The sequence below is a fragment of the Metabacillus fastidiosus NBRC 101226 genome (assembly GCF_001591625.1).
Classification (GTDB): Bacteria; Bacillota; Bacilli; order Bacillales; family Bacillaceae; genus Metabacillus; species Metabacillus fastidiosus.
Genome location: NZ_BCVG01000113.1, coordinates 1 through 11,803, shown reverse-complemented (window position 1 = coordinate 11,803; position 11,803 = coordinate 1). Strand labels below are relative to the sequence as shown.

Below are 11,803 nucleotides of genomic sequence, written 5' to 3'. Positions count from 1 at the left end.
AAAACTTATTAGGGACTTATCGGATAGCCCCTTTTCTTATTGTTCGGCAAAAACAAAGCGGTCTTTACCATTTATATCATATACAATTTCCACTTTGGCATTCGGAAGACTTCTTTCCATCAAATCCTTCACACTCTCACCTTGGCCAGCTCCAATCTCAAAAGCGACGAGCCCAGGAGCATTGAGGACTTGCGGAATTTGTTCAGCTAATCGGCGGTAAAAATCGAGTCCGTCTTTCCCGCCTGCCAGTGCCCTCATCGGTTCGTGGTCTTTAACAACAGTTGATAATGTCGCGATTTCCTCATCCGGTATATAAGGAGGATTGGACACGATAATATCCATTCGCACACTCGGATCGCAAAGCAATGGCTGCAGCAGATCCCCATGAATAAAGTTAACTTCTGCACCTAATACAGTGGCATTTCGCTTTGCAACTTCAATAGAAGCTGGGGCAATGTCAATGGCAGTTACCTCACACTTTGCATTTTCTAACGCTAATGTTATCGCAATTGCCCCACTTCCTGTCCCAATATCAGTAACTTTCAGTATCTCCTTATTTCCAAAAAGGGCCGGTATCCGCTTAAGAATGCCCTCAACAAGCTCTTCTGTTTCAGGACGTGGAATGAGCACCTCTTCATTTACATAAAAACGTCTGCCATAAAAATCTTCAAAGCCGATAATATACTGAATAGGTATCCCTTCTGCATGTTTATGAATACTTTCTTTAAACTGAGCTATTTGATGTTCCGTAAGTTCCATTCTTAAATTAGCAAGAAAATGAGCACGTCCCATTTCGAGCTGATTCATTAAAAGCAGCTCGGCAGCATACTTCTCTCTTCTGTTTTCTTCTAAAAAAGAAGAAGCCCAGTTCAGGGCTTCAAAAATATATTTCATCTTAATCCTCCGCCGCTTGAAGTCTGCTTGATTGATCTTCTACAATTAATGCGTCAATAACTTCATCAAGCTTCCCTTCTAAGATTTGATCAAGTTTTTGGATAGTCAAGCCAATTCTGTGATCTGTCACACGGTTTTGCGGGTAATTATATGTTCGAATTCGTTCTGAACGGTCCCCGGTACCAACAGCAAGCTTTCTGTTTTGATCATACTCCGCTTGTGCTTCCTGCTGGAATTTATCATAAACACGGGCACGAAGAACTTTCATCGCTTTTTCTTTATTTTTAATTTGCGACTTCTCATCTTGACATGATACAACAGTACCAGTTGGAAGATGTGTTAAACGGACAGCAGACATCGTCGTATTAACACTTTGCCCGCCGGGACCGCTTGAAGCGAACGTATCAACACGGATATCTTTCTCATGAATATCAATTTCAACTTCTTCTGCTTCAGGCAATACAGCAACCGTTGCTGTTGATGTATGAATTCGTCCGCCAGATTCTGTTTCAGGTACACGCTGAACACGGTGAGCACCGTTTTCAAATTTTAATTTTGAATAAGCACCTTTACCATTTATCATGAAAATAATTTCTTTATAACCGCCGGTACCAGTTGCATTTGCTTCCATTACTTCTGTTTTCCATCCTTGCACTTCAGCAAAACGGCTGTACATACGGTATAAATTAGATGCAAATAGCGCGGCTTCCTCTCCACCCGCTGCACCGCGAATTTCCATAATAACGTTTTTATCATCATTCGGGTCTTTTGGAATGAGGAGAATTTTCAAGCGAGCTTCTAACTCCTCTTCTCGTTCTTCAAGCTCCCCTACTTCTTCTTTTACCATTTCACGCATTTCAGCGTCTAATTTCTCATCAAGCATCGCTTTAGCGTCCGCTAATTGTTCACGAACATCTTTATACTCACGATATGCTTCCACTGTTGCTTGTAAATCAGATTGTTCTTTTGAATATTCACGAAGCTTTTTCGGATCATTCACGACATCAGGATCCATTAAAAGCTGATTTAATTTATCATAGCGAAATTCTACAGATTGTAAACGATCTAACAAATTCGTCACCTCAATTTTACTGCATAACATTATAATTATAGTATAGGTTACATGTATGGTCAAAGGCAAATACGTTTTAGAAATTAAACTCTCTTGTCATAGATCAGCAAATTAAATAAGAATGTTTATCTATAAATATCATTATTCAATTGTATGAAAATAGTCGATAACCTGTTGGAAAATTAGGATGTTTACGACTTTCTTTGCCGAATTAAAACTTGTTTTGTCTAACGTGAAGGGAATCAGAACAGAAGGTCGAAATCGTTCTATATAGAAGGTCCGCTAAGCTAAAAAAGAAGGAGGACAAGAACGATGAATATGACGGCTGTTTCAAAATTACTTAATGTATCACCTAGAACTGTCATGAGATGGGTAAAACAGTTAAACTTACAATTAGAGCGAAATGAGCTTGGCCATTATCAGTTTTCAGAAGCGGATATTACGAGTTTGCAAAATGTAAAAGACCAGCTCGCAAAAGGTGTTCTCTTGCAGGATATAACAGCAGAAGGGCAAAAGAAAAAGCGAATCGGAATCGTAAATAAGACAGAAATACAAATGGATTATAATCAGCATGAATTCCAGGAACGGCTCGATGATCTTGAACGCACAATTAACCGTAAAGCAGATGATGTCGTCTCCTATCAGCTGCTTCAGCATAGAAAAGAAATGGAAGAATTGATTAAAAAAATTGCATCCCTAGAACAAAAAGTACAAAAGCTGGAAAAAGAAGCGACTAAAACAGAACATAAAAAAGAGAAAGTACTCATCTTTGATCATCCAGAGCAAAAAACTTCTTTTCAACCGAAACGAAAAAATATTATTAGTTCTATATTCGGGCTTTAAAATAAGCGGGCGACTCAAATAAATTGAGCAGCCCGCTTATTTTCTGTATATAGCTGTAAAATGCCTTCTAATAGACCGATGTCTTATTGTCTTCTCTACTAACTGGTTTACCCGGGACTTCATGATGATGACGGCATCTTGGCTCATATGATTCAGATGCACCTACTAAAATGATAGGATCATAATAAGAAGCAGGCTGTCCATTTATTAATCGTTGAGTACGGCTTGCAGGGGAACCACATACAGCACAAACTGCTTGCAGCTTCGTCACAGATTCAGCTATCGCCATTAAATTTGGCACGATACTAAACGGCTCTCCTCTGAAGTCCTGGTCCAATCCTGCCGCAATGACACGGTAACCATCATTCGCTAATTTCGTTAAAACATCCACTATCTTTTCATCAAAAAACTGAACTTCATCAACAGCAATTACATCCGTATCTTCTGTTACGTATTTAAAAATATAGTCGGACGAAGCTATCGGCATACAAACGATGGCTGTTCCATTGTGGGAAACTACTTCCTCTTCACTGTAACGATTATCAATCACCGGCTTGAATACTCTTACTTCTTGCTTTGCAAACCCTGCACGTCTCACTCTGCGAATCAACTCTTCTGATTTCCCGGAAAACATGCTGCCGCAAATAACTTCAAGCCACCCGCTTTGTTTCATCACATACATCTTTAGAAGACCTCTCCCTTCCCTATTAAAGTCCGTTCACAAAATAAAAATGTTTAACTTTCCTCACTTAATAAAGTACTTCAATCCTATATTAAGTTAAGAGAATTAAACTATATCCTCATCTATTTTAAACATATTATTATGAAATAATCTCGTAAATTCATACTCATTAGCGTGAAAAAACAGGCAAGTTTAAAAACTTGCCTGTTCTGTAAAAACCTTTATTATTGTTGTTGTTGTTTAAGGCCGTATTTTTTGTTGAATTTATCTACACGTCCACCTGCATCTGCAAATTTCTGACGTCCTGTGTAGAATGGATGGCATTCAGAACAAACCTCAACACGGATCTCTTCTTTTACAGATCCAGTTTCAAATTCATTACCACATGCACATTTCACCAAAACTTTATTGTAGCCAGGATGAATTCCTGTTTTCATTCTTTTCATCTCCTTCCGCCCTGAGTCATATTCGAAACAGAGTTATCATTTTTAGATATCTCCGATAATTTATCGAAAATACTAAAAAGCACATGCAAAGATTATAACAAGGGTTACTATCAATTGCAAGATGAAGTTATTTTTTTGAAAATTAACGAGTTTTTCCTGCTGCACTTCCAGCGTTTTTCATTTCAGCGTCCAGACTGCTGAAAAATTCCTCGTTTGATTTTGTTTGGCGAAGCTTTCTTAAGAATTTCTCTACAAAATCAGGCGTATCTGTCATTGATTTTCTTATTGCCCAAAGTTTTTCAAGATGATCTTTTGGAACGAGCAACTCTTCCTTACGAGTACCAGAACGGCGGATATCAATTGCAGGAAATATTCTTTTCTCAGCAAGTGAACGGTCTAAATGTAATTCCATATTACCTGTTCCTTTAAATTCCTCGTAAATGACATCGTCCATTCTTGAACCTGTATCGACTAGTGCTGTTGCAAGTATTGTTAAACTTCCACCCTCTTCAATATTACGGGCTGCACCGAAAAAGCGCTTCGGACGATGGAATGCAGCAGGGTCAATACCACCGGACAATGTCCTTCCGCTTGGCGGGATAACTAAGTTATACGCACGCGCAAGACGTGTAATACTGTCCATTAAAATAATAACATCCTTTTTATGCTCAACAAGGCGCATAGCACGTTCTAAGACGAGCTCTGCCACTTTAATATGGTTTTCAGGCACCTCATCAAATGTTGAGCTGACGACATCACCAGCAACAGAACGTTCTATATCTGTTACTTCCTCTGGTCTTTCATCAATTAATAAGACGATTAATTCAGCCTCAGGGTTATTCTGCGTTATGCTGTTAGCAATTTCTTTTAACAGCATCGTTTTACCAGCCTTAGGAGGCGCTACAATCAGTCCACGCTGTCCAAATCCAACTGGTGCAATCAAGTCCATTATTCTAGTGGACAAATAGTTTGGCTTTGTCTCCAAATAAATTTGTCGATCAGGATAAAGGGGTGTCAATGCTGGAAAATGAACACGTTCCTTAGCAGATTCAGGATCATCACCATTAACTGCTTCTACATGAAGCAAGCCGTAATAACGCTCATTTTCTTTCGGAGGTCGAACTTTACCTGAAACTTTATCACCGTTTCTTAAATCAAATCTCCTAATTTGTGAGGCGGAAATATAAATATCTTCCGAACTAGGCGAATAGTTGATTGGACGTAGGAAACCGAAGCCTTCGGATTGAATTATTTCTAAGACACCTTCCATGAACAATAGATCTTCTTGCTCTGCATTTGCTTTTAGAATCGCAAATATTAATTCTTTTTTCGTTAACTTACTGTAGTAAGAAATTTTATACTTACGAGCAAGTTCATACAATTCTTTCAATTTCATATTTTCTAAAGAAGAAATTGAAACCTGACTCATAAAAACACCACACTTTTAGAATAAAATCTTTTAACATTTATCCGTTTTTATTTTCGAAAAGTTCACATATTAGTAGCATTGAGAAAGCATTCATATAAATGCCTTTTCTATCTATTTAACCTCTAGAACTTAAAGTTGGATAGAGAAGGAAAATGAAGGTGAGCTTTGAAGCAAATAGTAGTTTTAATCTAGTTTTTATTTTAAATTAACATTTTTTCAATGCAGCACTCTTTATTTTTACCTTATTTCAATTATTTAATCAATCCTTTTTCTCTCTTTACCCTTAGTTAAAAAATAGCAGCAAAGAGAATCAAGAGCATCCATTGAACATGTAAGCGCTTTTTCAAAGTGGTTAACTATATTATAAAGTATTAAATAATTAGAGAAAGCGAGCTTTCACCCGCCTTCTTCTATTTCTCTTATCACTTTATAACTAGATTTGGTTTCTTGCTTAAACTGTGACTGCCGTCAATAAAACGTACTGTACCTGATTTTGCACGCATAACGATTGAATGTGTAGAACCTCTTGATGCTTTAAATTGCACACCACGTAAAAGCTCTCCATCTGTTACACCTGTCGCAGCAAAAATTGCGTCGTCACCTCTAACTAAGTCTTCCATTCTTAACACTTTATTCACATCAAGGCCCATTTTCACACAGCGTTCCACTTCTTTATCGTCTTGTGGAATAAGTTTTCCTTGAATTTCTCCACCTAGACATTTAAGTGCTACTGCAGAAAGAACACCTTCTGGAGCCCCGCCTGAACCGAATAAAATATCAACACCAGTATGGTCAAATGCTGTATTAATCGCTCCGGCAACATCACCGTCATTTATAAGCTTAATACGCACACCAAGTGCTCTCAGCTCATTGATAATTTTATCATGACGAGGACGGTTTAAAATTGTCGCAACAACGTCTTCTACATCTTTATTTCTCGCTTTAGCTACAGCTCTAATATTATCAGTGACAGAAGCCTCAATATCAATACAACCGACAGCGTCAGGCCCTACTGCGATTTTATCCATATACATATCAGGGGCATGCAGCATATTACCATGATCTGCAATTGCAATAACTGCAAGTGCATTCCAGCCGCCGGATGCAACAATATTTGTTCCTTCTAATGGGTCAACTGCTACGTCCACTCTTGGTCCATAACCTGTTCCAAGTTTTTCACCAATATAAAGCATTGGTGCTTCATCCATTTCTCCTTCACCAATGACGACAGTACCTTTCATCGGGATCGTGTCAAATACGTTTCTCATTGCTGTAGTTGCCGCATCATCTGCTTCGTCCTTTAATCCGCGTCCCATCCAACGTGCTGAAGCTAATGCAGCAGCTTCTGTAACACGAACTAATTCCATTGTTAAACTTCTTTCCATTACAATTCCTCCCCCTAGAGAAAGGCACAAAATGCGCCTTGTTAAGAAAAAGTATCAAACCTATTATAGAAATGGTCAGACCTTTTTTTATTTTAAGAATTTTGCAGCTGTTCTATTTCTTTTTCCGTTAAACGTTCACGCCAAATCGTTGCACCAATTCCCAAAAGCTTTTCTTCAAGCTCGCTGTAACCTCTGTCAATATGGTCTAAGCCCGTAATTTCTGTTACACCTTCCGCCATTAGACCTGCGCATACTAAAGCAGCCCCCGCTCTAAGGTCACTCGCTTTCACTTTCGCACCTTGTAGTGGAGTAGGTCCAGTAATGATAGCGGAACGGCCTTCTACTTTTATTTCTGCACCCATTCTTCTTAGCTCATCAATATGCTTAAATCTTGCAGAATAAATAGTATCCGTTACAACGCTTGTCCCTGTCGCCTTCGTTAACAAAGATGTAAAAGGCTGTTGAAGATCTGTAGGAAAACCAGGATAAACGAGGGTTTTAATATCAACGGCTTTCAGTTCCTTTTGTCCGCCGATAATTAATATTTTATCATCACTTGTCTCAACATGTATGCCCATCTCACGAAATTTCGCGATAAGAGATTCCAAGTGGAGTGGAATAACATTATCGATAATGACCTCTTTGCCCATTGCTGCACCGATAATCATATAAGTCCCAGCTTCAATTCGGTCTGGAATAATTGAATGCTTACAACCATGCAAGCTTTCTACGCCATCAATTCGGATAACATCAGTACCTGCACCTTTAATTTTTGCTCCCATGCTTGAAAGCAATGTTGCAACATCAATAATCTCAGGTTCCTTTGCAGCATTTTCAATAATTGTCTGGCCTTTTGCTAAAACAGCTGCAAGCATAATATTAATTGTCGCTCCAACACTTACAACATCAAGATAAATTCTCGCACCTCGGAGTTCTTCAGCACGCAAATAAATAGCACCTTGCTCATTTGTCACTTGAGCACCAAGCGCCTCAAATCCTTTAATATGCTGATCAATTGGACGAGGACCTAAATGGCACCCACCAGGTAAGCCAATGACAGCCTTTTTGAAACGGCCAAGCATAGCGCCCATCAGATAGTAAGACGCACGTAACGCTTTAACCTTACCATTTGGTAAAGGCATTGAAATCATCGCTGATGGGTCGATTATCATTTCATTATTAGAAAAAATAACTTTCCCACCAATTTCTTCAAGAAGATTGCCCAAAGTATGTACATCTGAAATATTTGGTAAACCTTCAATTGTAACTGGTGAATCCGCTAATATTGTCGCAGGAATGAGCGCTACAGCACTATTTTTCGCTCCGCTAATATTAACCGTACCACTTAGTAAATCTCCGCCTGCAATATTTAACTTTTCCATGATAGTCTCCCTTCTTAAGAAGTTGACTTATAATAATTACTTCTATTGATTTACTCATAACCGCATGTTCATACCAAAAGTGCACTATGAATAAAAAATACCCCTTGTCAACAAATATTTTCCAACAAATACAGAAAGAATACAAAATTATTGTATTTTTTCTAAAAGTTTAAAAAAACATGCTTTTAAACAGTTATTTTGTCCAAAATAATAGACCTAGCTTTAAAATAATAGTATCTCAAAAATGAAAAGCACAGCTCCACTTCTATTCTTGAGCACCTTATTTCCTCTAGGTTATTCAAGGTGCTTGCACTTTTAATATGATCAATAGAAATAATTAAAGCTTTATATTCTTATACTACTATCAATATTAAACCATCAATTGAAGCGGACAACAATGCTAATGCAAGAAAAAAGGGAGAATTTTAGAAATCTTACTATATAGAAGAAGATAGGGGACTCAATCATCTCATTAAACCTCTATCAGTAAAAATATACTGTTTAAACAATATAATGATACTATATTGGCATACTTTTTTGAGCTACCCCCTTCAAAATTATTTATTATTCCAGTCAGCTAAAAACTTTTCAATCCCTTGATCCGTAAGCGGATGCTTGAAAAGTTGCTTAATAACATTTAAAGGAGTTGTCGCAATATGCGCACCTCTTAAAGCAGCTTCTGTAACATGCTGTGGATGACGGATGGAAGCAGCAATGATCTGTGTATCAATTCCATGAATATCAAAGATTTGTGCAATTGTGTCAACAAGATCAAGTCCATTATGTCCGATATCATCCAAGCGTCCTAAAAACGGAGATACATATGTCGCACCAGCTCTTGCAGCAAGCAAGGCTTGGTTAGCACTGAAAATAAGTGTAACATTTGTCTTAATTCCTAAATCACTAAATGCTTTTACAGCCTTTAATCCATCTGCTGTCATTGGAACTTTAATTGTGATATTCGGAGCAATACTTGCAAGTTCCTTTCCTTCTGCTATCATTTCTTCTGCTTCTGTTGCGATAACCTCAGCACTTACAGATCCGCTCACAATACTTGTAATTTCTCGCAGACGGTCGTGGAAGGAAATATTCTCTTTTGCTACTAAACTAGGATTAGTCGTTACACCAGCCAAGATTCCTAAAGATTGTGCTTCTTTAATCTCGTCAATATTTGCTGTATCAATGAAAAATAACATTCTTTATATCCTCCCTAATATTTGAGAAATACATAACATCTAAACTTAACTTTACTGTTGATGAAGGTGACCTAACAATCTGACGCCAAACCTCTTCTACATATAAAATTTATAAAAGGATCAGTGCAACTAAGAGAGGTACGGCCAGGTCACCTCCTCAATTAGTTAGTATATTAAGCTTTGTTTGAAGAACCAAAAATACGCATTTTACCAATTACTGTTTCTTTAATTGCATCTCTTGCAGGCCCTAAATATTTACGCGGGTCATATAATTCCGGTTTAGCAGCCAACACTTCACGAACTACTTTTGCAGAAGCAATTTGGTTCTCCGTGTTCACATTAATTTTAGCTGTTCCAAGAGAAATTGCTCTTTGAATATCTTTTGTCGGAATACCAGTACCACCGTGAAGAACAAGCGGTAAATCTGCTAAACCAGAGATTTCTTCCATTTCCTTAAAGCCGAGATTTGGTTCTCCTTTATAAGGTCCATGAACAGAACCTAATGCTGGAGCTAAGCAGTCAATACCAGTACGCTTTACAAGCTCCTCACACTCTTTTGGATCTGCATAAATAACGCCGTCAGCAACGACATCATCTTCCTGGCCGCCAACAGTTCCAAGCTCCGCTTCAACCGATACACCTTTAGAATGTGCATATTCAACAACTTTAGTCGTTACTTCCACATTTTCTTCGAAAGGATGGTGTGAAGCATCGATCATTACAGATGTAAATCCAGCATCGACTGCTTCTTTACATTTCTCAAAGCTGCTTCCATGATCTAAATGAATCGCAACAGGTACAGTAATATTATAATCCTCTATTAAACCCTTAACCATATTTACTACAGTTTTAAATCCACCCATATAACGACCCGCACCTTCAGAAACACCAAGAATAACCGGTGACTTTTCTTCTTGGGCAGCGAGTAAAATCGCCTGAGCAAATTCGAGGTTGTTTACATTAAATTGACCGACAGCATAACCGCCGTCTTTCGCAATTTTCAGCATTTCCGTCATTGACACTAAAGGCATAAAAAACCCTCCTTATGTAGTAACCTAATTAAAACTTGAAAAGCTTATCATAACTAATATGATTATAATGTTTTCCTAATATGTAGAATGCCGCGTCCAGCATCTTGCTTTTCTTCATTCAATAGCATACCAACATATCCACAAATCATCAACAATTCCAAACAAGTTTTATCTATTTTGTCAAGGTTTAAAATACGGGATTAATTTGACTTTATCGGCAGATACTTCCTTACTGCTCCACGAATCTCATCAATATCAAAAGGTTTAGCAAAATGAGTTAACGCTCCTAAATCTTTTGCTTCCTGAATCATATCCAGCTCGCCGTAGGCTGTCATAATAATGACACGAATATCTTTATCAATTACTTTCATGCGCTTTAATATTTCAATTCCGTCCATGCCGGGAATTTTCATATCAAGCAATACTAGATCAGGCACATTTTTTTCAACGATTTCAAGTGCTTGGATACCGTTTGCAGCCTGATGTGTTTCATAGCCTTCCTTTTGGAAAACCTCGTTTAATAAAATACGAATTCCATACTGATCATCAACAATTAATATTTTCTCTTTCAATCATTACACCTCCTATTAATAGTTTAGCCTTAACAACATAGTAATTAACATATTTTTTTATTTTGGCATAGAGTAAATATTCTGTTTCAGTTGCTTTTTTCCTGCAAATGACCTTTCTCCTTTTATCGACATTATTTTCCTAAACCCCCATTAGTTTTCATTATACTGTTCTTTCGTTATAATACTTATTACTTAGTAATTTGAAGAAGGAGATAAGCAAAACAATGATGAAAATTTTCACAACTCAGCTTATGAGTTACTTAAAACGCATCACTGAACAGGAAGAATTAGCAATTGAGGATGGTTCAAGATTGCTTGCCCAAGCATCAGTTGGCGATGGAACTATCTACTTTTATGGATATAAAGAGCTTGAGGGTGTTACAATGGAAGCTACTAAAAGCTCTGAACTTATTCCAAATGCAAAACCGCTCTTTGATGAAAATGGAAAGATGGCAGAGGTCGAAAGAGAAGACCGTGTTATTTTATTTACCCACCGTTCCTCAGATGAAGAGGCAATTCAAATCGCGAAAGAATTGGCGGAAAAAGATCTTCAAATAGTCGGTGTTTCTGCGAAAGTAAAGGATTTAGAACAAGATCTGGAAACAATTACAGATGTTCATATTGATTCAAAACTGCTTCGTCCGCTCATTCCTGATGACGATGGTTCCAGATACGGCTTTCCTGCATTAATAACTAGTTTATTCGTATATTATGCCATTAATTTCACTTTAAAAGAAATTATGAGTGAATATGAGTAAATATTTCTACTTTTTAGAGAAATTAGGTAAGAAGTATGTTAAAAAAGTCGAAATTTGTCGAAATTTTTTAAAAGGATTATTGTAATTTTTATCCCAGCCTTAACGGGCAGTAA

Annotated in this window: 12 protein-coding genes; 2 read left to right on the top strand and 10 right to left on the bottom strand. The window is 37.6% G+C overall.

The genetic code is table 11. The features are described from left to right. Positions 1-36: 36 nt before the first annotated feature. Both prmC and prfA read right to left on the bottom strand, forming a co-directional pair. Complete coding sequence (gene prmC / locus BFA01S_RS18510; protein WP_066234240.1) at positions 37-894, bottom strand: peptide chain release factor N(5)-glutamine methyltransferase; 858 nt, start codon at positions 892-894, stop codon at positions 37-39. A gap of 1 nt (position 895) precedes the next feature. Further along, complete coding sequence (prfA, locus tag BFA01S_RS18505) at positions 896-1,966, bottom strand: peptide chain release factor 1 (protein WP_066234237.1); 1,071 nt, start codon at positions 1,964-1,966, stop codon at positions 896-898. Positions 1,967-2,278: 312 nt separating this feature from the next. Between prfA and BFA01S_RS18500 the strand changes: the two genes are divergently transcribed. Further along, entirely contained in the window at positions 2,279-2,809 is a 531-nt protein-coding gene (locus BFA01S_RS18500; RefSeq protein ID WP_066234234.1) for a MerR family transcriptional regulator, read from the top strand. 67 nt (positions 2,810-2,876) lie between these two features. On the opposite strand, the gene BFA01S_RS18495 is transcribed toward BFA01S_RS18500, so the two are convergent. The 8 genes from BFA01S_RS18495 to BFA01S_RS18460 form a co-directional block, all read right to left on the bottom strand. Beyond that, entirely contained in the window at positions 2,877-3,491 is a 615-nt protein-coding gene (locus tag BFA01S_RS18495) for a thymidine kinase (protein ID WP_066234231.1), read from the bottom strand. 224 nt (positions 3,492-3,715) lie between these two features. After that, positions 3,716-3,928 carry a 50S ribosomal protein L31 gene (rpmE, locus tag BFA01S_RS18490; RefSeq protein WP_066234228.1) on the bottom strand — a complete coding sequence of 71 codons (213 nt, stop codon included), beginning with the start codon at positions 3,926-3,928 and terminating at the stop codon, positions 3,716-3,718. 151 nt (positions 3,929-4,079) lie between these two features. Continuing rightward, entirely contained in the window at positions 4,080-5,366 is a 1,287-nt protein-coding gene (gene rho, locus BFA01S_RS18485) for a transcription termination factor Rho (RefSeq protein WP_066234224.1), read from the bottom strand. Between the two features lie 422 nt (positions 5,367-5,788). Next, positions 5,789-6,751, bottom strand: a complete 963-nt coding sequence (glpX, locus tag BFA01S_RS18480) for a class II fructose-bisphosphatase (RefSeq protein ID WP_066234221.1) — start codon at positions 6,749-6,751, stop codon at positions 5,789-5,791. Between the two features lie 92 nt (positions 6,752-6,843). Beyond that, the gene (gene murA, locus BFA01S_RS18475; RefSeq protein WP_066234218.1) at positions 6,844-8,133 is read right to left on the bottom strand and encodes a UDP-N-acetylglucosamine 1-carboxyvinyltransferase; all 1,290 of its coding nucleotides are present in this window, start codon (positions 8,131-8,133) and stop codon (positions 6,844-6,846) included. 557 nt (positions 8,134-8,690) lie between these two features. Next, positions 8,691-9,329 (bottom strand): fructose-6-phosphate aldolase, encoded by a 639-nt coding sequence (gene fsa / locus BFA01S_RS18470; RefSeq protein ID WP_066234214.1) that lies wholly within the window; start codon positions 9,327-9,329, stop codon positions 8,691-8,693. 173 nt (positions 9,330-9,502) lie between these two features. After that, positions 9,503-10,360 (bottom strand): class II fructose-bisphosphate aldolase, encoded by an 858-nt coding sequence (locus BFA01S_RS18465; protein ID WP_066234213.1) that lies wholly within the window; start codon positions 10,358-10,360, stop codon positions 9,503-9,505. A gap of 200 nt (positions 10,361-10,560) precedes the next feature. Further along, positions 10,561-10,932, bottom strand: coding sequence for a response regulator (locus BFA01S_RS18460; protein ID WP_066234210.1), 372 nt, complete (start codon positions 10,930-10,932; stop codon positions 10,561-10,563). A 224-nt stretch (positions 10,933-11,156) separates the two neighbouring features. Here BFA01S_RS18460 and BFA01S_RS18455 point away from each other — a divergent pair, with 224 nt between their 5' ends. Beyond that, the gene (locus BFA01S_RS18455) at positions 11,157-11,690 is read left to right on the top strand and encodes a DUF2529 family protein (protein WP_066234207.1); all 534 of its coding nucleotides are present in this window, start codon (positions 11,157-11,159) and stop codon (positions 11,688-11,690) included. Positions 11,691-11,803: the final 113 nt, after the last annotated feature.